Source organism: Sphingobacterium ginsenosidimutans, assembly GCF_039536865.1.
Classification (GTDB): domain Bacteria; phylum Bacteroidota; class Bacteroidia; order Sphingobacteriales; family Sphingobacteriaceae; genus Sphingobacterium; species Sphingobacterium detergens.
In genome coordinates, this window is record NZ_BAAAZK010000005.1 from 339,679 (window position 1) to 364,272 (window position 24,594).

The 24,594-nt window shown below is 40.8% G+C and carries 10 protein-coding genes; all 10 read right to left on the minus strand.

From position 1 onward, the window contains the following. Positions 1-29 precede the first annotated feature (29 nt). Positions 30-2,414 carry an ABC transporter permease gene (locus tag ABFX33_RS10410; protein ID WP_346085954.1) on the minus strand — a complete coding sequence of 795 codons (2,385 nt, stop codon included), beginning with the start codon at positions 2,412-2,414 and terminating at the stop codon, positions 30-32. A gap of 50 nt (positions 2,415-2,464) precedes the next feature. Beyond that, a complete protein-coding gene (locus tag ABFX33_RS10415) occupies positions 2,465-4,870 on the minus strand; it encodes an ABC transporter permease (RefSeq protein ID WP_346085956.1) in 2,406 nt (801 codons plus the stop codon). 29 nt (positions 4,871-4,899) lie between these two features. Continuing rightward, the gene (locus ABFX33_RS10420; protein ID WP_346085958.1) at positions 4,900-7,284 is read right to left on the minus strand and encodes an ABC transporter permease; all 2,385 of its coding nucleotides are present in this window, start codon (positions 7,282-7,284) and stop codon (positions 4,900-4,902) included. A 35-nt stretch (positions 7,285-7,319) separates the two neighbouring features. Next, complete coding sequence (locus ABFX33_RS10425; protein ID WP_346085960.1) at positions 7,320-9,683, minus strand: ABC transporter permease; 2,364 nt, start codon at positions 9,681-9,683, stop codon at positions 7,320-7,322. A 22-nt stretch (positions 9,684-9,705) separates the two neighbouring features. Continuing rightward, positions 9,706-12,096, minus strand: a complete 2,391-nt coding sequence (locus ABFX33_RS10430; RefSeq protein ID WP_346085962.1) for an ABC transporter permease — start codon at positions 12,094-12,096, stop codon at positions 9,706-9,708. Positions 12,097-12,309: 213 nt separating this feature from the next. Continuing rightward, entirely contained in the window at positions 12,310-14,670 is a 2,361-nt protein-coding gene (locus tag ABFX33_RS10435; RefSeq protein ID WP_346085964.1) for an FtsX-like permease family protein, read from the minus strand. Positions 14,671-14,755: 85 nt separating this feature from the next. Then, complete coding sequence (locus tag ABFX33_RS10440) at positions 14,756-17,137, minus strand: ABC transporter permease (protein ID WP_346085966.1); 2,382 nt, start codon at positions 17,135-17,137, stop codon at positions 14,756-14,758. A 58-nt stretch (positions 17,138-17,195) separates the two neighbouring features. Then, the gene (locus ABFX33_RS10445) at positions 17,196-19,604 is read right to left on the minus strand and encodes an ABC transporter permease (RefSeq protein ID WP_346085968.1); all 2,409 of its coding nucleotides are present in this window, start codon (positions 19,602-19,604) and stop codon (positions 17,196-17,198) included. Positions 19,605-19,642: 38 nt separating this feature from the next. After that, positions 19,643-22,045, minus strand: a complete 2,403-nt coding sequence (locus ABFX33_RS10450; RefSeq protein WP_346085970.1) for an ABC transporter permease — start codon at positions 22,043-22,045, stop codon at positions 19,643-19,645. Positions 22,046-22,101: 56 nt separating this feature from the next. Beyond that, entirely contained in the window at positions 22,102-24,519 is a 2,418-nt protein-coding gene (locus ABFX33_RS10455; RefSeq protein ID WP_346085972.1) for an ABC transporter permease, read from the minus strand. Between the last annotated feature and the right edge of the window lie 75 nt (positions 24,520-24,594).

Sequence of the window (24,594 nt, forward strand, 5' to 3'; positions counted from 1 at the left end):
TTTATTCGAATATGGGACAGCTTCCTTTCCTATTCGTCCCTTAAACTATCAATAGGATTGGCTGTAGCGGCTTTTATAGATTGTAGGGATACCACGGCAATCGTTAAAATAAGCCCAACACAAAAAGCCAATACAAAGATCCACCAGCCCATACTGATCCGAAATGGGAAATTGTCCAGCCAGCGATTCATAAGATAATAAGCCAGTGGTGCCGCAACTACAAAGGCGATGGTTATCCATTTGAAGAAATCTTGTGACAATAATACAATAATACCCGTTACCGAAGAACCTAACACCTTCCGGATTCCGATTTCTTTTGTTCGTTTCAGGATATTGATGGAGAGCAATCCTAGAAAACCGAGCATACTGATGCTTATCGCGACGATAGCAGCGATCCAGATCAGTTTTTCCAGTAATGCTTCTTTCTTGTAGAGCTGAGCAATCTGCTGATCATAGAATTTATATTGGAACACTTCATCGGGATACCAGTTTTTCCATTGTTGTTCCAGATCTTTCACGAGCAGCTGATGATCGGTACCTTTTAGTTTAATCGCTACATTTTTTAACCGTGTTTCATTATACCCAATTACAGTAGGGGAGATGGGTTCGTTCAGCGAATTGGTGCTAAAGTCTGCAACAACGCCTACTATTGTTCCCGCTTGTTCTTCGTTCAGCCCGCCGGCGTTTAAAGACTTGCCGATAATGTCATTGGGATCTTTAAAGCCCAATGCAGTAGCCATATTCTTGTTGATCAGAAATTCTGGCTTCTGCGGATTGTCATTGAAATTTCTTCCTGCCAATAATTTGATGTTGAATGTGTTGATATAAGCAGAATCCCCGATAGCGTATCGGGCAGGCCATTTCTCCCATTCCGTTCTGTTGTCAAACTGGATGGTTCCGCCCCAGACCTTTTCAGATGAAGGTGGATTGTCGCTAAAAGTATAGGATTGAATATCGGTTCTATTGCTGATGAAATGAGCGATTTTCGCTTTTGATTGGATCATTTTTTTTGTGAACGGAAGCAGGATAACCTGCTCCCTGTTGAATCCAATATCTGTGTTTTTGAGGTGATTTACCTGTAAGACAATAACGAAAGTGGCAATCAGCAGCGTCATGGCGATCACATTCTGAAACACAATTAGCGTTTTGCGGCTAAAACTCCAGGGACCTATGGTAAGCTTTTTCAGTGCCTGCTGGATGTTCATCTGGTTGACGAAAATCAGCGGATAGACGGAGGTCAACAGGCTGGTTAAAATCCAGATAATACCAATGATCGCTATAAATGACAGCGGTTGTACAATCTGTATGGGTTCATTTGGAAAAAGAGCCTGATTTGCCCAATTGGAAAAGATCAGCAATAAAACTAAGGCAAAGATAACAGCTGCAGCGGTCAGGATCAGGGTTTCGATCAGAAACTGAATATACAGCTGTCTTTTGGAACTACCCAATACCTTTCTCACGCCCATTTCTACGCTACGGTTCATTTGTCTGGCAAAGGTGATGTTGCTATAATTGACCAAAGCCATGATACTGATTCCGATTGCAATTGCGACCAGGATATTCAGCAGTGTACGTTGTGTTCCCTTGCCGTAATCTGTGTCAAAATGGTAACTTGTCAATGGCAGGAGTTTATAATTGAATGTTTGTAGTACATCTTTGTGCCAGTACTTGGCAACAAGCGTACGAATGGCCTGCTCGACGGTATTTTTATCGGCTGCGTTTTTTAAGGTGACAAGAATATTATTATTTGAGTTGGAATAGCCCCAATTGGTAAAGAATCCATCTTCTTGAGGGATCTGCCATAAGGTAGCCACAGAACTTTGTGAAAAATAGACTTCTGAGCGGAAGTCAGAATTTTTGCTGCTGTCATCGATAATACCCACAACTTTCACGGGGAATTTGCTGTCGACCAGGATCGTTTTGCCCAGGGGGTTATCGTTATTAAAATAAGTTTTGGCAATTGTTTTGGTCAAAGCGACGGTGTTAGGCTGATCCAGATCTTTTGGGGATCCCTCCAGCCAGGGGAAATTTAAGGTGTTGAAATATTCTGATGAAACAAAAGCTGCTTTACCTTCTGTTTTATACAATTGGTCCCCTATCCGCAGCGTCAAGTCTTTATTATCCATATACAATGCTGTTCGTTCCACTTGTGGAATTTCACGTGAAATAGCGTTGTACATGGCATAGGCTCCGCCTTTGCTATGCTCGACCTGCTCTAGTTTGAGATCCTGTACGACTAGAAAGGTGCGATCTTTATCGGTATGAAACTGATCAAAACTATATTGGAAGCTGTTATAGCTATAGATAAATAAGCTACATGCAATTGCCAAACCTAAACCAGCAATTGTTAAAAAGGTATAGTAGTTATGTTTCCATAGTTGCCGTAGCGCTGATCTGAAATATGTTTTAATCATAATTTTATTGTGTTGCGTTTACAATATCACCGTTTTGGTCGTCTTGGCGGTTATTCCTCCCGCAGGCTATCAACCGGATTTGCTACAGCTGCTTTGATGGCCTGAGAACTGACTGTCAGCAGTGCGATCAGTACAGCAAGTAGCCCTGCAACGGCAAACATCCACCATTGTATTTCAATGCGGTAAGCAAAATTCTCCAGCCATTTGTACATCGCCCACCAGGCTATCGGTGAAGAAATCACAATAGCGATCAGGACAAGTTTTATAAATTCTGCCGAAAGCATTTTTGTAATACCTGGAACAGATGCGCCGATGACCTTACGGATACCGATCTCTTTCTGGCGCTGGTTTGCCGTAAAAATAGCTAATCCAAATAAACCCAGACAAGCGACAAAAATCGTCAGTCCGGCGAATATGCTCAACAATTTTCCGGTTTTGACTTCGGTCTGATAGGTTTGGGCATAGCGCTCATCGAGGAAAGAATAATTGAATGGAATATCGGAAGGGAAGGCATCGTATTCCGCTTTCAACTTTTGAATTAGCGCCTCGGTATCTTTTGTCTCTGTTTTGACAATCAGACTCCCAGCTTGATCGCCCAATACCATGACTAAGGGCGAGATGGGTTCGTGTAACGATTTAAAATGGAAATCTTTGACAACACCCACGACACGATAGGTTTTATTATCCTTATTGGTCAATGTATGGCCAAGGTTTTTTCCTTTCCAGCCCAGATCTTTTGCTGCGGTTTCATTCACGATAATGGATAAGGTATCGTTACCAAAAGCCTTTGAAAAATTTCGGCCCTCATGAAGCTGCATACCCATTGCAGCAATATATTCCTCGTCTACATCATAACGTAGTGTTTTGACCCATTTTTCGGTGTTTCTGTCGGGATAGACAAAGAAGTTATTGTTGTTGGTTTCTCCAGCGGGTAGGTAAGATGAGCGGGAAATATGCTTGATACGGCTATCTTCGGATAACAGTTTGACGTACGTTTTTTCGTTTTTGCCCAGGGGCCAGCTCTGGATCACAATGACATTCTCTTTCTCATAACCTAATTTGATGTTCCGCATATAATCGAGCTGTCGGACGACAACTACGGTACAGAAAATGAGCCCCATGGAAATAATAAACTGAAAGACCACAAGGCTGCTCCTGAGATTGAACCGTTTTGTAGATCGCAACAAACGTCCTTTTAATACAACCAAAGGGTTGAATGCCGCTAGATATAAAGCTGCATACGTACTCGAAAATAGACCGACCAATAAGCCGAATGCGAGCAGGAGGGGGATTATTTTGGCGAAATTGAGTTGATGGATTGCAATAGATTTACCCGATAATTGATTAAATAGGGGAAGAGCCAGTAAAACAATTCCGACGGCCAGAAACAAGGCCAAATAGGTCAGCAAAATGCCTTCAGATAGGAACTGACGGATCAGACTTTGCTTGTCAGCACCGAGGACTTTCCGTACACCTACTTCCCGACTTCTCCGGAAACCACTTGCCGTTGATAGGTTCATAAAATTGATCGTCGCGATCAATAGCATAAACAGCGCTATAGCACTAAAAATATAGATATACCGGATATCACCTGATGGACTTAGATCGTAGCCAAAATTGGAATGCAGGTGGATATCAGTCAAGGGCTGTAAATAGAGACCTATTGTATTGCCTGATTTTTTGTAATCCTCATAGCTCATTCCGAATCCAGCCATAAACTGAGCGCCAACATGTTTGTCAAATAAGGTCGCTAAGTTTTTCTCTAGATTTTTTAATGAGGTATTTTCTGCGAGCAGCGCATAAGTATAATACTCGGATGTCATCCAGGAATCTGAACGGGAGTCTTCCAGTGCCGCCATTGAGGTGAAAATATCAAAATGGAAGTGGGAGTTCCTGGGAATATCCTTCATTACCCCAGTAATTTTTAGGATATTTTGATCACCTTTTATGGCGAGATCCCGACCTACGACGTCTGTTGTTCCAAAATATTTGCGTGCCATGGATTCAGATATTACCGCGGTATAGGGCATCTTCACGGCGGTATTCGCATCACCTTTGATAAGAGGCAAGGTAAATATTTTAAAGAAGGAGGCATCCACATAGGCCATCTGTTCATCACGAAAAACCTTATCGCCAACCGTAAATAAGGGTGCTCCACCTTGTCGCAAACGTGCTGTTTCCTGTACTTCGGCTAATTCAGCCTTCATTGTGGCTGCCACAGGTGGCATGACATGTGCCTCATTCATCGTTCCCCCTTGTACCGTACCCCGAAAGACGACACGTACAATACGATCTGCATTTGTATTGAACCGATCAAAACTGAACTCATCCGCGACATATAGGCTTATCAGTAAGCAGATCGCAATCCCCAAGGCTAACCCGGTGATATTGATGATCGAGGTGGAAGAATTTCTTCTTAGATTCCGCCACGCTATTTTTAGATTGTTCTTTATCATAATGGGATCGTATTGGTTTGTATTATTGGTTATTCATTCCTCAGACTATTTACCGGATTGCTAAGTGCGGCCTTAATGGCTTGATAACTTATGGTTGCCATACTGATTAATATCGCCAATAGCCCCGCAATCACAAAATAATACCATTGGATCTGGATGCGGTAGCTATAATCCTGCAACCATTTGTCCATTATCCACCAAGCGATTGGTGAGGCGATCAGAATAGCAATAATCACTAATTTAATAAAGTCTACCGACAGCAATGAAGTTACCTGTGTCAAACTTGCCCCAAGGACCTTGCGAACTGCGATTTCTTTCATACGTGTCTCAGCCATATATGCGATCAGAGCGAGTAGACCAAGACAGGAAATAAAGATGGTCAAGCCTGAAAATAGCATTGAAATCGTCCCGATAGATTGTGTTTCTTTAAATTTAGCTTCAAAATTTTCGTCGATGAATTTATACTCAAATGGATATTCCGGATTGAATTTTTTAAAGATGGCTTCGATGGTTTTCAAGTTCGCCGCAGTGCTGTTGTTTGGATTTAAGCGATAGTGGACATTGGTAAACCAGGATTTAGGCCCAAAGATGACCATTGGATAACCTGCCGAAAAAGGAGATTCCGTGATAAAATCTTTAATTACTCCAACGACGATCCAGTCCTGACCGTCACCGTTTATCGTTTGCCCAAGGGGATGCTGCAAGCGCATCTGTTTGACGGCTGTTTCAGACAGTAACATGGCATTACTATCTGTTGGGTATTTGTATATATCTATATCTCGTCCAGCAACAAGTTTAAAACCCAGCGTTTTCACGGCATCGGCATCGGTACTGAAACGGTCAAAGGAGATTCTTTTATCGCTCTCCGTACTGCCCTGCCAAGAGAAGCCCCAGCCATTGCTGTAGCGATCCGTGACTGGGGACATATTTTTTGTCACCGAGAGCACGGCATTGCTGGCCAACAATTCATTTCGAAGAGTCTGGTAGATCTTTCCACCGTTAAGTTTGCCCGTAAATCGGGTTGCAGCAAGCCCATTGTCGTTATAACCGCGGTCCCGATCCTTGGTATGCTGGATCTGTTGCGAAACGATGACGGTCGCTATGACCAAGATAATTGCGAGGCTGAATTGGACGACAACCAGGATAGAGCGTACACTGATCCCTTTGTTGTATGTGTTCAATTTCCCTTTTAATGTTTTCAGAGGTTTAAAGGAGGAGAGAAAAAATGCGGGGTAGCTTCCTGCCAATACTCCAGTCAACAACGTGAAGCCAATTAAGAATAACCAGGTATCACTGGACAGGATGGAGATGGTAAGGTTTTTTTCAACCAGATCATTGAAGGCTGGGAGAACTAATACGATGGCTACGAGCGCGAGTATCATTGCTCCAATACTGATCAGGATACTCTCGACAATAAATTGTAGAATAAGACTTTTTCTTTGTGCACCGACTACTTTACGCACGCCTACCTCTTTGGCTCTTCTCTCGGAGCGGGCCGTGCTGAGATTCATGAAGTTGATACAGGCAACAAGCAAAATAAAGACACCGATCCAGGTAAATAAATGAACTAACTGGATCCGCCCTGCAGTATAAGCACCATTTTCGCTTTTGTTGTAGAGATAAGTGTTTTTGTATGGAAATGCAAAGATTTCGTTTGTTGACTTGATTTCGTTATCCCCTACATTGATATGGTTCTGGCTAAAAAGTCTAATTTTAGCATTGAAGTTTTCCAATGTTGTCCCTTCCCGTAATAGCACATAAGTATAGGTTGAATTGTTAGACCAATTTTCATCTACGAAGCCCATTTTCTTGGCCAAATCCCATGATAGCAGATAATCAAACTGTATACTGCTGTAGCTGGAAGGATCTTTTACGATCGCCTGGACGGTGACTAAATACTTCGATTCTATTTTGATGGTTTTTCCTATTGGATCCGTATCACCGAAAAGAGCCTTCGCATATTTTTCTGTAATGACAATTGAGTTTGCATCTTTAAGCGGATTGGTTTTATCTCCTTTAAGCAATGGATAGCTGAACATATTGAAGAAACCAGCATCGGCAAAAGTAGCGCTGGAAACAAGATTTTTATCCCCATAGCTTGTTAGAAATTTATCATCCTGCTCGATACGTGTAAAGCTTTCGATTTCGGGGAAATCACTTTTCAGTGTTGGCCCCATGATCTTAGGTGTATTTGTCCAGGCGTGTGATTCGCCTTGATAGGTATCGCGGTTACTGATAATATAAAGCCGATCACTTTTTTCATGAAACCTGTCCATGCCCAACATATTCTGCAACCATAGGGCAATAAGTAAGGCACCAGCCATACCGATGGCTAAACCAAAGATATTAATTGCCGAAAAAGCTTTGTTCTTCAGTAAATTTCGCCAAGCTACTTTGATGTATGTTTTAAGCATATTGTTTCTATTGAAATATGAGATAATGGATAATTTTATTCATCCCTTAATGTTTTTACCGGATTGTGATTTGCTGCTCTAATGGCTTGTGAACTTACTGTCACGAAGGCGACCAAAACGGCTGCAGCACCTGCCAGCGCAAAAATCCACCATTGTATCTCAATGCGATAGGAGAAATCTTGCAACCATTTGTTCATTGCCCACCAGGCAATCGGTGAGGCCAGCACAATGGAAATAATCACCAATTTGATAAAATCTTTGGAGAGCATAGTTGTAATGCCACTAACCGAGGCACCGAGTACCTTACGTATGCCAATTTCTTTGGTTCTTAGTTCTGCAATATAAGACGCTAATCCAAATAAGCCTAAGCAAGATATAAAAATCGCCAACCCCGAAAAGATGAATGCCAGTCGAGCTGTCTGTTGCTGATCTTTAAATTTACCCGCAAATTTTTGATCGACAAACTGGTATTCGAAAGGATATGCAGGGTTGAATTTTTTAATGATCTGTTCGATTTGTTTGAGCTGATCCTGTACTGACGAGCCTGGATTCGTTCGGATAATTAAATTGTACAGGGATTTCTTGGTTGCATAGATGAGCATGGGTGTTACTGGATTGTAGGGCGAACCACTGATATAATCGTTTATAACTCCTACGATGGTATAGGTGGTACTTCCCCATTTTAAATAAGTTCCTACGGGATTTTTCAAATTCATTTCTTTGATGGCTGCCTCATTCAGGAGTACTGCCGAACTGTCTGCTGCTAGCCTAGCATAGTCGATATCCCGACCGGCAATAAGTTTTAATCCGAGTGTTTTGATAAGGTCACTTTCTGTTCTCCCCAGATTGAAACCCATTTTTTTTCCTTGTTCCGGCGTTGAACCTTCCCAGGAAAAACCACCCCATGCGCTGCCAGCATTACTGGTTATTGATGACCCCGAACGTGTGACAGCAGTTGCAATTCCATTGTTGAGCAGCTCTGATTTAATTGCTTCGTAGTTTTTCCCCATATCGCCTTCCATGCCGATCTCTATCAATTGGGAAGTAGTATAGCCAACATCACGTTGTCCCGCATATTCAATTTGCCTCCGGACGACAATCGTGGCAATAATAAGTATGATAGCAACACCGAATTGAAAAATGACCAATAATTCACGGAAATTCAAAGCGATCTTTTTTGATGAGCGAAATATCTTTAATGATTTTATTGGTTTAAAACCTGATAGCACAAACGCGGGATATAGTCCCGCCAGTATGCCAGTTAGAAAAATAAAACCGATCAACGCGAGCCAGATTGTTGGATCTGACAAAGCAAGTACCAACGGTTTATCAAATATTGTATTGAATAGGGGAAGGGTAAGTATTGCCAATGTGATCGCAAGTGTTCCTGAGATGATCGCCAATAATAAGGATTCTGTCAGAAATTGTGCGATGAGGTTGAAACGCTGTGCGCCCACAACTTTTCGTATAGCGACCTCTTTAGCTCTTTTTTGACTGCGCGCCGTACTGAGATTGATAAAATTGATACAGGCTATCAATAAAATTAATAATCCAATTCCAGTAACAAGTTTAACCTGGTCAATTTTTCCGCCAACAGGGATACCCTGTTCAAATTTCGAATACAGATGCATTTTGGATATTGGATACAGAAAAAGGGATCCTCCCAATTCACTATTGGTCTTTTTCTTGATGATATCGATAAGCTTATTGTTAAAAGCATCTACATTGGTTCCTTTTTTTAGTTGAATATAGGTCGTGAAGGCGATCGTATTCCAGTTTGGCGAATAACCTTCTGCATTTACCAAGGGTATGAGATAGGTAAAATCAAAATTTGTATTGCCTGGAAGGTCCTGCATGATAGCGGAGACTTTATAAGGCTCTTTATTGTCCAATATAATTGTTTGATCTAATGGATCCTTCTCCCCGAAGATACTTTTTGCCAGGCTTTCCGTCAGGATAATATTTCTTGTCTCTCCAAGAGCCTTATTGTTATTGCCTTTTAAAAGTTTAAAATCAAACATCTGAATAAATGCCGGATCGACTTCGTTGCCTTTGGATTTGATTTTTTTGTCTCCAAAAGAGAGTAGCTTGCTAATGCTCCAATAGATGCGTGCTGCACGCTCAACTTCGGGATAATCGGCAATCAATGCTGGGGAGGCTTGTCCTGAAGTGTATTCTTGCAAACTGATTTTGCCTTCATCGTTACGGTTTTTGTTCAAAACCTTGTAGATGTTTTCTTTATCGCTATAAAAATTGTCAAACTGTAATTGGTTTTGCACCCATATGCCAATAATCAATACAGCAGTCATGCCGATGCAAAGTCCAATAATATTAATAATAGAATAGCTCTTAATTTTCCAAAGATTCCGCCAAGCGATTTTAATATGGTTTTTAAACATGTTATTTCTATTTTTTATAAAATTATTCATCCCTTAAACTGTCAATGGGATTTGTGACTGCTGCTTTTACTGTCTGAAAACTGATTGTAATAAAGGAAACCAGCAGTGCGCTTGATCCTGCGATAATAAATATCCACCAGTCCAGTGTAATGTGATAAGCAAAATTGTCCATCCAGCGATGCATGGCGTACCATCCCAATGGTATGGCGATCAAAAGTGCTGAACAAACTAGTATTATAAAGTCAAGGCTGAGTATCTTGACGATTTTGAATACGGAAGCACCCAATACCTTGCGGATTCCGATTTCTTTTACGCGTTGTTGCACAGCATAAGCAGATAGTGCGAATAATCCCATACAAGCAATGGCAATTGTAATAATCGAAAAGAGCTGCATGACTTTTGTCGTCTGTTGATCTTTTAAATAGAGTTTGCTATAGTCATCATTTAGAAAATGATACTCAAATTGATTTTTCGCATCAATATCTTTCACGACCGATTTCACCTGTGCTATTGCGTCCTGAATTGGTGTATTTGGGTTGAGTCGAATGAAAATATTACCAAAATAATAGTATTCGGGAAAAAGTACAATAGGCTTAATCTCATTGTGGAGTGAGGCAAAGTTAAAACTGGCAACAACTTGTTTAATACTGCCTTTACGGCCGTTTAAATTAATTTTCTTTCCGACTGCCTGTTGTGGTGTAAAACCCATTGCTGATGCCGCGAGTGTATTGATCACAAAACTATATTCCGGAGATGCGGTATCCCTTGCACGTAAAATATCTGTATCAGAAAGTGGATCGCCTGCTAGCGTTTTAATACGGAAGACTGATACAAAATCTTTTTCAATAGGAATTGCTGTCACATTCATTTCAAAATCGGTTGGTTGGCCCTCAACTTCATTAATGCTATATCCGCCCTGAATATTGACCGGATTGTCATAGGAAGCAGTTACACCCTGAACACTATTGAGTTGCATCAATTTATCTTTTAATAATTGCCGCTCTTTGTCCTGCCATCCCTGCCCATCAATGACCAGCATATCCGTGCGGTCTAGTCCTGTATTTTTGGATTGTATAAATTGCATTTGACGTCCCGCAAATAGGGTACAGATGATAAAAAAGATGGATATGCTGAATTGGAAGGTGACCAATACTTTGCTAAAAGAAATCCCGCTTTGTTTCTCCGCCAATTTCCGTTTGAAAATAGACATTGGTTTTGAGCTGGCAATGGAATAGGCCGGCCATCCACCAGAGATTAAAGTCAATATGATAAAAAATAAAAACAGGATCGCATAGAACCTAGGATCTGTCCATACCGTTAATTGCATTTCGCTTCCCATGTACGAACTGAATACGGGCAATAATAGAAATGTAGCCAGCAAACCTAAAGAAAGGGAGAGCAATACCATCAAACTGCATTCTAAGAAGAACTGCAAGAAAATCGTTTTTCGGGCAGCGCCTAAAACTTTCTTAACTCCAATTTCCTTTTTGCGTTCGATGGCATGTGCCAATATTAAATTTGTAAAGTTAATGCTCGTCAAGATAATAAGCGCAGCTCCTAGAGCCATCAAAATATAGATATATACCAGGTTGCCAGAACCCGCAGCCTTAGAATGCAGATGAATATCTATTAGTTTTTCGATTGAAAAGCTAAATTGATAACCTTGTTTGGTTGCCTCGGCAAATTTTGCTTTGGTGATCTGATCTAATTTCTGTTGAATGGCGCCAAAACTGTCTTTGTTTTTTAGTAGCGCGATGGTGATGTCATTTGCCGAAGACCATTCTGGTTGCTTGTAGCGTGCTAAATCTTTGTTGGAAAGAATGGCCGTGAAATTTATCTGTGTATTTGTCGGTAAATCTTGTATGACACCGGAGACTTTCCAGTTGACTTTATCGATAGTTAAGGTTTTTCCCAGTGCAGATTGTTTTGGGAAATATTTTTCGGCTAGTTTTTTTGTCAGTACGATTTGATTCGGTTCGGTTAACGCATGTTTCGCGTCGCCCTCGATAAATGTATAGCTTAAAGTGTTAAAAAAATTAGGATCGGCGTACATCAGTTTTTTTTCCTTCGTCGTTTCGTCTTTCGATTCTACATTTCCGGCCTTGGAATATTCGAATAATCGCGTCGCTTGTTCGATTTCGGGAAGCTCTGCTTGCAAGGTGGGAGCCAGTGCTGTGGGCGTTACACTGGAGTTTACCTCTTCGGTACTATTGGGTGCCTTATAGGTCAAACTGAAATAAGCTAAACGGTCGGCATTTGGAAAAAAACGTTCATAACTTGATTCGTGAAAAATATAGGCTGCTAGTAACAGAAAGCAGGTAATGCCCAAACTTAGGCCAAACATATTTAATAAGGAAAAACCCTTATTTTTTTTGATATTCCGCCAGGCAATTTTAAGGTAATTCTTAATCATCGTATTGAGTTTTTGACTTTTCCATAATTTTCTGTCCCGCAAAGTCGTTTATCTGGATAGATAGGCTTTTGCTGGTCATGCCACAATAGAAATAGCTAATTCAATTCGTTTGCCATAAGTGTAACTTGTTGATTATTAATTGTTGTTTTGTTTTGACGGCCTGTTGTATGTTCGGAAACGGACAGTCTGCTGTCCGTCGCCGAACATGTGGATCTACTCGTTTCGTAATGTGTTCACGGGGTTAGCCAATGCTGCTTTAATAGCTTGATAACTGACTGTTATTAGGGTGATGCCCAGTGCAGTTAATCCCGTAAGGGCAAATACAGTCCAGCTAATTGAAATGCGATAAACATAATCATTGAGCCATGTTTCCATTAACAGATAGGCCAGCGGAGCTGCAACGAGGAAACCGATCAATGTCAACCAGAGGTATTCGGTGCATAATAATTTCCATAAACTAACTTCTGATGCGCCAAGAACCTTACGGATACCAATTTCTTTTTCACGTTGCTCGGTTAGAAATGCGACCAATGCATATAGCCCAAGACAGGAAATCAGTATGGCAAGCCCCGTAAAAATACTGGTCAGGCTTTTGATCATTTCCATTTGTTCAAATTGCTTGGCATATTCTTTATCTGTAAACGCGTAATCAAAAATAAGATCTGGATCAAAACGATTGAATTGTTGAGCGATTGCTTTCATCGTCTGACTGATGTCTTGCTGCTCATTCAGTCTGAGTGTTATTTTATTTTTTGGTAGGAAGTCAAGAAAATACGCTGTAGGAGTAATCGACTTAAAGGGGGACTCGGATAAGGTGTTCTGTATAATACCGATAATCGTATAGTTGATACCTCTTTTGGATAGCTGCTTGCTCGTCAGGTCTGTAACCCCCATAAATTTGGCTGCTGCTTCATTGATGATTACTCCTGTGGAATCTGTCTTGAAATCTTTGGAGAAATTTCTTCCCTTCAAAAAGTTCCATTGTACGGTTTTGGCAAAGTTTTCGTCTATCGTGAAAATCCCCATAATGGATCCTTCCTTTGTTTCATTCCCTTGCCAGTTAAAACCGCCACCAGTTAAAGTGAGTTTGTTTACAAAATTCGAAGTAAGTGAGGCCTCCTGGATCAAACGTTGACCGATCAGTTCTTTTCTAAGAATCTCAAAGTTTTTGGAAATTAATTGACTAGTACTGGTGATGTTGACTAAGTTTGAGCTTTTGTAACCAATCGGACGATCCTTTGTATAGTGCAATTGTTTGATGACCAAATAGGTTGCAATCATCAGAAAGATGGAAATCGCAAATTGTACGATAACCATTCCCTTTCTAGCATTAAATCCCCGTTTGCCGATGTTCATCTTTCCTTTGAGCGCAAGGATCGGATTGAAAGAGGATAAGAATAGTGCGGGATATAGTCCAGCAAGAACACCAATAGAGAGAATCCCCAAAAAGGAGTATAAGTAGAATTGAAGACGCGTAAATGGAACATGTAATGCGGTATTGGTGATGGTATTTATCCACGGAAGAAGCAAAGTGCTTACTATAAGGGCTATCAGAAAAGCACAGGATACGGAGAGGATGGACTCAACTAAAAATCCGGCAATCAGTTGCCGACGGTTTACACCAACAGATTTTAGAATACCAATTTCCTTTCCTCTTTTTAAGCTTCGGGCTGTACTGAGGTTAATAAAGTTAATACTGGCCAACAAAAGAATAAATATGCTTATCCAAGCAAACATCCACACATATTGAATTTGTCCACCTGCATTTTTACCATTTTTGAATGAATCATAAAGATTCCATTTGGACATGGGATGCAACAAGATCTCAGGGTTGATATCTGTAAGATTTGTTCTAAAGATATTGGTCAGTTTTTGCTCGAGTCCCGGGATATTTTGTGGGCTCTCGATTTTGCCATACGTGCGAAAAAAGCAGTTTGACCAACTTTCGTCTATACCTTCATTTTTGCGGAGGTAATCGACAAAAGGCAAAATATACGCCAATCCTTGAAAAGTACTATTCTCGGGAATATCTTCAAAAACACCGAGTATATTATATTGCTCTTTTCCGTTGAGCTGAATAGTCTTCCCGATTACATCAGTTGACCCCAATAGACGATTGGCTAATGATTCCGAGATTATCATGGTGGATGCTGCGGTAGGGGTAGAAATATCTCCATGTACAGATTTTAATGAAAACAATTCGGAAAATTTGCCCATTGCATAGAAACCATCGACGTTGAACTTCTTGTCCCCAACCTTAAGGTTGTTACTTTCGTTAGTGACCAATGTAATATCCTGCACCTCATTGGTAAAATCAGATGCAATAACCTTTGCTAAAGGGACAGGAGTAGAGGGACCCGTAGATTTTTCATTATTGAAGGTACCTGTTAACATGACTTGATAGATACTATCATAGTTTTCATGATTGCGGTTGAAGGAAAATTGTTTCAAGATCCACAAGGTGCTCACCAAAGCAACCGTAAATCCCAAAGACAACCCGAGAATATTGATTGCCGTATTTAAGGGGTTGCGTTTAAGATTGCGTAAAGCGGTTTTCAAAAATAATTTAGTCATGGCGGTGTTTGATGCTTATGTTTGTTGTTTTTGGTGTACTGATTAATTATCCAATATATAAAGAGTTGATTTTTATGAACATAAGCTATTCGTCTTTTAAACTCTTGACGGGGTTGGCAATAGCTGCTTTGATCGATTGGAAACTAACGGTAAACAGGGCAATCATAATCGTTAGGATGCCCGCACCTAAAAATATTGTTATCGGCACTGTTGTTCTGAAGGCAAATCCATCTAACCAGTTCGAAGTGAAATATAGCGCAACAGGAATTGCAATGATATTCGCGATAATGATCAAAAGCAAAAATTCTTTATTCAGCATTTGCATAATATTGAATACCGTTGCACCGAGGACTTTTCTGATGCCAATTTCCTTGGTTTTCAGTTGTGCGGTATAGGTGCATAGTCCAAGAAGTCCCAGACATGAAATCAGTATCGCTATGATGGCAAAGAAATTAAACAATGTTCCTTGTTTTTGCTCGCTCATATATTGCTGTTGGTAGCTTTCGTCGAGGAAACTATAACTGATCGGCATATCGTCATAATAGCTTTTCCAGATCTGTCGCAGCGCATGCAACGCCGATTCGGTTCCGGCAGGGTTTGTTTTTATATAAAGCTGCTGGCAATCTTTCGGACTAAATTGAAAGACCATGGGTTCGATCTTTTGACGTACACTTGCGTAATTAAAATCTTTGACCACACCAATAATGGTTCCCGGAACAGTTCGGATCCGTAGACGGGCACCAATTGGATCCTTTAATCCCATCTCACGAACGGCAGTTTCATTGATGAGAAAGTGCGTAGAATCTGCCATCGAGCCGGTGAAGTTTTTCCCCTGAATTAGCTTTATTTTGAAAAAATCAAGCGCGAATTGATCCGAATACGTCATGCTGACCCACAGGTTTGAATTACTGGGTTTTCCATCCCAATCGTTGTCGCCGGTGGATACTCCGCCATATACCATATCCCGTCCAAGTCGAATGACATCACTTACCCCTTTATTTTTTAGGAGATCACTTTTGATGGCATCAAAATGTTGCGCCATTTTTGGTGCCATCGCAACCGAGATAATATTGCTCTTTTCGTATCCTAGATTCTTGTTGCGTATATATTCCAATTGTCGGCCGATGACGATCGTCATTGCGATGAGAACAATGGATACTGTAAACTGTAAGACCACTAATATCTTTCTAAAATTTGATTTCTTCATTCCGAATCTACCTTTTAGTACTTTGATTGGGTCAAAGTTTGAAAGTAACAGTGCCGGATAAATGCTGGTCAATAGCAATGTGCCGATCAGCATGATTAAAATGTAGCTCCATAGTTCAGTACTGAACAGCTGCAGGGAAATCTGTTTGCCAGAGAAACTGTTAAATAAGGGAAGAAAGATAAAAACAATGCATATTGCTAAAGTCGCGGCGATCGTGAAGAGCAACGTGGTCTCTAGCATAAATTGAAAAAAGAGTTCTTTTCTTCCGGCTCCGATAATTTTACGGATGCCAACCTCTTTGGATCTGGATAAAGATCGCGCGGTAGAGAGGTTGATGTAATTGATACTGGCTATGACAAGGATGACCAGAGCGATTCCGATAAAAATATGTACCGTGCCAATACCGCCATCGCTACCATCCATCTGATAAAGATGCATTTTCGCTAATTCTTGTGTAATGTAAGGAACAGGAGCATCTTCGGGTTTACTGCGTTCATGTATCTGTTGTAATTTCTGAGCCACGACAGCGGGGCTTGCACCGGGTCTCAATTGCAGGTAGGTTCCAAAGGCGAAACTGGACCAATCTTCATCCATCGATGACAGATAGGTTTTATTGTCGTAGGTGGTTTTATTTTTGATGTAGGCTTGCTCGTTAAACCGTGAAAGGGGGAGGAGTACCTGAAATTGAAAGGAAGAATTTTCGGGATAGTCGGGGATAACTCCGCTAACTATGCATAGGTCTTCTATTCCCAATACCACCGTCTTGCCGATTGGATTTTCATCAGCAAAATACCGACGGGCGGTACTCTCGGTAAGGACAACTGAATTGTTATCGGGAAAAGGTTGCTTCTGGTTACCCTGAATAAGAGGAAAGTCAAAAACACTAAAATAACTCGGATCTACAAAAGCGAAATTCTTTTCTGTAAATCGTTTGTCTTTATACTTGATGGTGGCATCACCGATCCTAAAGATACGTACGGCGTCCTGAACCTCAGGGATTTCTCTCTTGGCAAAACTTCCAACTGGGGCAATGATAGATCCAAATATGCGTTTTGAGATCCCTGTTCCACCCTCAATCCCAATTTTGTAGATAGAGCCTTGATTCTTATGAAAACGATCAAAGGACAATTCATCCTTTATCCAAAGTAGTAGGAAGGTTCCCACAACTAATCCTGCAGTCAGCCCGAGGATATTGATAGCGCTATAGAATTTGTTGGAAAAAATACTGCGCCATGCGGTTTTGATGAAATTCTTTATCATTGTAATCTGTATTAGATTCAAAATTAACTGTATACCATTCTCGCCGTCATTGCCTGATCTATTCGTCCCTTAGACTATCTACCGGGTTTGCTTTTGCGGCCATAATACTTTTGGTTGATAGTACAAAGCTTGCAAATCCAATCAGGCTTAGGGCAGATAGCCCAAAAATCCATGGATTTAGATCAGTACGATATGCAAAATCATCTAGCCAATGATGCATAAAGTAATAAGCGATCGGGAATGCAATCAAACAGGCTATAGCTACCAGCGTCAATAAATTCTTAAGCAATAAAAAGGTGATCTGTAGTACTGAGGCACCTAAAACTTTACGTATGCCGATCTCTTTTGTCCTTTGATTAGCGGTAAATATGGTTAACCCAAATAATCCTAACCCCGCAATAAATATGGAGAGCCCGACAGCCCAGGACAATAATTTGGAAAGTTGTTTTTCCTGTTCATAGAATTGTTGGACAATCTCATCCACAAAGCGGAGGTCGATCTCATCGTCAGGGAAGGAAGCTTTGTAAGTGGAGGTAATTTTATCAATCGCTGTTTTCCAGTTTTCGGGATGCTTTTGGTCTAAAGCGATATGAAGCACATAACCGGTCTTGCTTCCGATGTAGAGTACAGGTTTGACAGTCTGACGGGCCGAAGCGATATCAAAATTCTCCATAACACCGACAATAGTGGATTCTCCGTTTTCAAAAGTTTTCCCAATTGCATCCTGTGGGTTTTGGATACCTAATAATTCTAAACCTTTTTTATTGATCAGCATTTCACTTGTTGAGTCCAGTAAACGAATATTTCTTCCTGCTAAAAGTGGAATTTTATAAACATCCAGATAGCTCTCATCGCCTGACCGGTTATCAAAAGTTAAGGATTTTTTGTCCGATGATTGATCATACACCATTGAAGTGGTCATAAAACCACTCATTGCCGGTGCAATATTTCCAAAACTTATGGCTTTTACTTCGGGAAGTTTCAGCAGTTCGTTTTTGAGCATTAGCCCTTTGTCCGAATTTTGAAATGCTCCGGGAATATCGATGTTGATGACTGCTTCGCGTTGAAATCCCATATCCTTGTGGGATAGATAATTGATCTGTCGAATCACAATCAGCACACAGATCAGAAAAGCTTGGGCCATCACAAATTGAAAAATGGTCAAGGCTTTGCGTATCCATGCACTTCTGGAAAGATTGGTGTTTTTTCCCAGCTGATTTTTAAGGGCTAATACAGGAGCATATCCCGTCAGTACCCATGCAGGGTAAAAACCAGCCAGCAATGTAACCAACATAAGCTGAGCAAATAGGAACAATACAATCAATTTCTTATCTAACAAATCCAGACTTAAATTTTGGGGGATAAATCCTTCAAAAACACGTAAAAACAAAGGGAGTAATAGAACGGCAAGTAGTGTCGCTGTTAGGGTAATCAAAAATGTCTCTACTAAAAATTGCTTAATTAAAGTGGATTTTGAACTTCCCAATGTTTTGCGAATACCAACCTCTTTTGCGCGTTCAATGGATTGTGCAGTAGATAAGTTGATAAAGTTGACAGCGCCCAATGCTAAAAGAAATATGGCGAGCAAAATCAGGTTGCGGAGCGTTTCGGGCTTGGTCGCTCCATAATTGAAAGTTGTGTCAAAATGAACCTCTGATAGGGGCTGTAAGATAAGTTTATCTTTAAATGTCTTACCATTCTTGTTCCTATATTTGTTGAGTAGATTTGCAATGTTACTTTCTATAGCACTTGGAGCCGTACCTGCTTTGGTTTTGATCAATACCTGATGGGAATCGGAGATGCTGTTCCATGCCTCCCAATTAAACATCTCTTTCAGGCTGTTGTTCTGTGGAATTGTTTTTTCGGAGATAAAACTGTCAAAATTAAAATCTGAATTTTGTTGTGCATTTTCGACTACGCCGACAACCTGGAGTGGGATACTGTCTGCATAGACAATGGTTTTGCCAATGACATTGGCTGGAGACTCATTGCCATAGAATTTTTCCAGTGTTTTTTCTGTTAGTACGATGTGACCAGCTGTATTTAGGCTAAGTGGATTTCCGGATAGCCATTTGCGTGGTAAAATATTGAAATATTGGCTGTTGGTCAGTAAAATACGTTGCTCTTTTGGAAAAACTTGAACTTTGTTGCTAGCAGTCGTGATTTTCAATTTTTGAACATGACTTCGATAGATGGGAGCTATGGCGTCGAGGTTTGGTAGCTCTTCTTCCATAGTTCGTACTAAAGGCATGTATACACCTGCATTTTTAAACTCACCGTTGCTGACAATACGGTAAACCTGTTCGCGGTTGGGAACATTTTTATCGAAACTATAGTCGTATTGAATCATTAAAAAGATAACTAATGTCGCTGTGATGCCAATGGCCAAGCTCATGACATTGATACATGTAATCAACTTATGTTTTTTCAAAAAACGATAGGCTGTTTTTAGTGAGTTTCCAATCATTGTCGTTTAGTTTTAAATTGATTCAACCAGATGAAGATCTATTCGTCTCTTAGGCTATTTACCGGATTCAATAGCGCGGCTTTGAATGTCTGGAATCCTATGGTGATAAACGCCACCAGCGTGACCGATACGATCGCAATCAGGTAAGCCCACCATGGCATCTCAATATGATACACAAAATCATTTAACCAATGGCTGAAGAGATAATAAGCGATCGGTCCGGCAATAAGAAAAGCGAGAAGAATCAGTTTGATATAATTTGATGATAATAAATGAATAATGCCCGGAACACTAGCTCCCAAGACTTTGCGGATACCGATTTCTTTGCTTCTGGCTTCGGTGGTATAGGCTGCTAATCCCAACAGACCGAGACAGGCAATAAAAAGAGTAAGAAATGAAAACATACTCATGACATTGGATGACCGAATTTCATTTTCATATTGGTCTTGCACATGTTGATCTAAAAAAGAAATATCGAATGCAGCTTCCGGAGCAACAGCTGTATATATCCTCTTTATTTGTTCGATATATGCTTGAACATCTGTCGTTTTATAGCGGATCAATAAGTTGCGTGGTGATTCCGAGGGATCATTCATGCTGTAATAGCTGTAACCTCCGATTTCGGATTTAAGGTTTGCATAATTAAAATCCTGGACGACACCCGTGATGATCGAGTTGGTCGGGCTCATCTCGGTGACGATATGTTTTCCAATCGCTTCCTGTGGGGATTTATACCCTAAGTATTTCATTACTTTCTCGTTGATCAACATATAACAGGTGGAATCTGGACGTCCCCAAATGTCGGGTAAATCTTTTCCGGCAAGCAGTTTTAATCCAAGTGTATTTACGGTCTTTCCATAAGTGACACAACTTAGTGTCGGTAATCCCTGTTTATCTGTGCTGAGTTTATAGATTGTTTTTCCGCTTTCATTGCTTCCAGGAACGGACTGTACGAATGTGGTAGACAGCGTATGTGATAAGCTTTGGACCTGTTGATTGAGCGTGTTGAGTTTTTCCTGACTCCGGAAAGAACGGATAGGGATAGAGATCACATGTTCCGGTTGATAGCCGAGGTCTTTATTTCGGATATAATTCATCTGGGTGAGCATCACAGAGATGCCGATGATCAATATAATCGAAATGGTAAATTGGCATATCACCAATATTTGTCTGATCAGAACGGTTTTCCCTTGTTTGTTATAACCTTTATTCATCAATGCGATCGATTTGATCTTTGATAAGAATAAGGCTGGGTAGCTGCCAGCAACAAACGTAATTATAAACCAGGATAGCGCTAATATCCCTAGCATATCCCAGGTCAGAAGTTGTTGCACGGTAATATTTGTATTGCCGATGGTATTAAATAGCGGGATCAAAATAATGGCCAAAACCACACCGATTGTCATCGCAAATAGGCTAATCGTTGCGGTTTCGACAAAAAAGCGGACAATGAGTTGGCCTCGAGTAGCTCCAAGTACCTTATTTACACCCACCTCTTTAGCATTCTTTTGTGACTTTGCCGTGGCCAGGTTCATGTAATTGATACAGGCAATGGCGATGACGAGAAAAGCAAGAACGGATAGTGTTCGGATGGTGTCAATGTTTCCTGTGCGTTTGGTAACTCCCTCTCCAAGACTTGATGAGTAGAGATGCACCTTTAACAGTGGTTGTAAGAAAAATTCGGTGAAATACCGGTTGTCTTTTTCTACGTATTTGTCAATCAATTTTGTTGCTTCTTGCGCAACAGCAGCTGGATCGGATCCTTTTTTTAGTAATATATACGTCTCATAGCTGGCATTACTCCAATAGACATTTTGTCCCATCCAAGAATCCATAATATTCATGACCATATTACAGTCCAGTGTACTATTTGCGGGAAGATCCTTGAATACACCGGTGACCTGTACGGTATCTCTTTGGTTAATGGAAATGAGTTTTCCCAGTGCTTCACGCTTACCAAACAACTTTTCTTTTGTTGATTGAGAAAGGACAATACTTTTTTTATTTAGAAACGCAGTATGAATATTCCCTTCTATAAATTGGAAATCAAAAATGGAGAATAATGTAGAATCGGCAAGGTATAATTGTTTCTCATTAAAATTTTCCTCTCCAGCGCGAATGGAAGCCGTTGCTCCAAAGCCATCTTTTACCAGTCGCACCATATTGTCAACCTGCGCAATATCTGATTTCATTGCAGGCCCCACCGCATTGGGCAGGTTGATCATTTTCTCCCGGTTGTATTCTGCCGACAGCTGCATGTGCAAACGATAGATATTATCGGCTTTTGAATACATCGTATCAAAACTCAGTTCCTGACGAATAAAAGCAAACAATAGCAGCGAGACACAGATGCCAATCGCTAATCCGCTAATATTAAGGATGCTGAAAAATCGGTTGGCCCGAATACTTCGCCAGGCTGTTTTTATGTAGTTTTTGATCATGATTGTACTGTTTGTGTTGTGCTGATATATTAAGTTTGTTCTTGATGGTATACTATTTATTCGTCTCTTAGGCTATCGACCGGATTGGCTTTAGCGGCTTTAAACGTTTGGAAACTAACGGTAACCAGGGCAATGAGAACAGCTGTAAATCCGGCAAAAGCAAACATCCACCATTTTGGCTCAATATGGTAGGCAAAATTATCCAGCCACTTGTTCATTGCTATCCATGATAACGGGGTAGCGATACAGAGCGCAATGACTAATAGTCTGATAAAATCGGAAGAAAGCAGGAGCACTAAATTGTATATGGAAGCACCAAGCACTTTGCGGACCCCGATTTCTTTGGTACGCTGTTGAGCAGTATAGGTTACCAATCCCAGTAGACCTAAGCAGGCAATAAAAAGGGCTAGGCTTGAAAAGGCTGTAAAGAGTCTTCTGAAGTTATAATCGGCTTCGTATTGACGGTTAAAATTATCGTCTAAGAAACTATATAGAAAGGGACGGTGAGGGGCGAGTTCGGCCCATAATTTACCAATTCGTGCCACTGTTTGTTGATTGACATTTTGTAGATTCACGGTCAGATAACGGCTGCTACTTGGCTCAAGTCGTAGCGCTAATGGCTCAATTTTGCGATGCAGGGACAGGTAATTGAAATCTTTTACAACGCCGATGACCGTACCTTCTTTGCCCCACTGTCTAAATTGTTTTCCGATGATATCCTGTGGGTTTGAATACCCCCATAATTTGGCTGCTGATTCATTAATCACGAGTGAATGGGCGCTATCTGCTGGGAAATCGCGTGAGTAGGCTCTTCCTGCTGCCATCTTGATGCCCATATTGGGGATAAAGTCTATATCTACTTCATATAGTGAAGGAGCGAAATTGGTCATTTTGCCATCGGTAGACATAATCTCTGTTCCGGCATTTGGAAAAAATGCCCCCGGAATGGTGCGTGAGGCTGTCACCGACTGTACATCTTTATCTTTTGCGAGTGTATTTTTGATTGCCTCTAAGTTGTTGTTGACTTTTTCATCGAAATTATAGTCGATGATTAAACGTTGTGCTTTTTGAAATCCAAGGTCTTGCTGTTGCAGTTGATTCAATTGGGAAAATACAATCACCGTACCTGCAATCAATGCAATAGAAAGACAAAATTGAAAGACGACGAGACCCCGACGTAATAATGTCCCACCTTTACTGTTGCTAAACGTCCCCTTCAGAACTTTAATCGGTTTAAAATTTGCGAGGATCAATGCGGGGTAGCTTGCGGCTAATATCCCGGTTATTAGTGTTACTAAAAAGAAAATTGTCCATGTGGTGCCGTTAAGGAGGGTTGAATAACCAAACTGTTTACCGGAAAAAGCTTCCATAAAAGGGAGAAAGGCAATGACCAAAGCGATAGCTAATATACCGCCGATAAATACGAGTACCAGCGATTCAGACATAAACTGTAGAATCAGATTGCTTTTATTGGCCCCAATGGCTTTTCGGACACCGACTTCCTTGGCACGCTCCATGGATCTGGACGTAGCAAGATTCATAAAATTGACACAGGCAATCAGCAGGATAAATCCGCCAATAATCGCGAAAATGTACAAATTTTGAAAGCTACCCGTTGTTCCCGGTTGGCGATCCGCAGCGGAGTGCATATATGCCTGAAGCATGGGCTCGATATGGAAACTGTATTTTGAATTGGCGTTTTCATTTACTGGGATATGTCGTTTGAGAAAGTCAGTTACCTTCTGATTAAACTTTGTAGGATCAAAGTCTTTTGATGTCAAAAAGTAGGTATAAAAATCTACATAGTCCCAACCTTCTTTTTCGAAGACACCTGGTCTTGCTTTCCGGAAGGTGCTCATAGATAATAGCGCATCGAAGGTAAAATGTGAGTTGGCCGGTACATCTGCCATCACGGCTGTTACGGTATACAGGCCTGCATCTGCACGGCCGGCGGCTAATCCTCCTTCAATGGTTTTGCCGATAGGGTTCTGATCACCGAAATACTTTTTAGCTGTGCTTTCTGTCAATACAACAGAATATGCATTTTTTAAAGCTGTATGCGGATTACCGGCAAGGATTTTCCAACTGAATACATCGAATGCTGTAGAATCCATGAAAAATACATTTTCTTCTTGGAATCTATTTTCTCCTTGTTTAAGTAGGATGGACGTTTGCCCGGAGAACTGAACGATCTTCTCGATTTCTGGGAAATCGGCTTTCAGGGCTTCTCCGATCGGGGCATTTCCCCAGATCTGATGTTGTTCTGTACTACCAACTTCTTTATAATCATGTACAACGCGGAAAATACGGTCTTTGTGGACATGATATTTATCGTAAGAAAGTTCATTCTGTACATAAATAACAATTAATAAGCAGCAAGCCAAACCAATGGCGAGGCCTACAATATTTATGGTGGCATAACCTCTATTCTTTAGAATATTGCGCCAGGCTATTTTAATATAATTTTGTATCATGGTTACTGTTTTTTATGAAAGTTTATCTGGGCCATCCTTTACATCTTTTTCTGGGACATGATAACCGCTTGACAT

Coding starts and splice junctions, on each gene's coding strand:
- ABFX33_RS10410 (WP_346085954.1), bottom strand. CDS start 2,414: ATGATTAAAACATATTTCAGATCAGCGCTACGGCAACTATGGAAACAT.
- ABFX33_RS10415 (WP_346085956.1), bottom strand. CDS start 4,870: ATGATAAAGAACAATCTAAAAATAGCGTGGCGGAATCTAAGAAGAAAT.
- ABFX33_RS10420 (WP_346085958.1), bottom strand. CDS start 7,284: ATGCTTAAAACATACATCAAAGTAGCTTGGCGAAATTTACTGAAGAAC.
- ABFX33_RS10425 (WP_346085960.1), bottom strand. CDS start 9,683: ATGTTTAAAAACCATATTAAAATCGCTTGGCGGAATCTTTGGAAAATT.
- ABFX33_RS10430 (WP_346085962.1), bottom strand. CDS start 12,096: ATGATTAAGAATTACCTTAAAATTGCCTGGCGGAATATCAAAAAAAAT.
- ABFX33_RS10435 (WP_346085964.1), bottom strand. CDS start 14,670: ATGACTAAATTATTTTTGAAAACCGCTTTACGCAATCTTAAACGCAAC.
- ABFX33_RS10440 (WP_346085966.1), bottom strand. CDS start 17,137: ATGATAAAGAATTTCATCAAAACCGCATGGCGCAGTATTTTTTCCAAC.
- ABFX33_RS10445 (WP_346085968.1), bottom strand. CDS start 19,604: ATGATTGGAAACTCACTAAAAACAGCCTATCGTTTTTTGAAAAAACAT.
- ABFX33_RS10450 (WP_346085970.1), bottom strand. CDS start 22,045: ATGATCAAAAACTACATAAAAACAGCCTGGCGAAGTATTCGGGCCAAC.
- ABFX33_RS10455 (WP_346085972.1), bottom strand. CDS start 24,519: ATGATACAAAATTATATTAAAATAGCCTGGCGCAATATTCTAAAGAAT.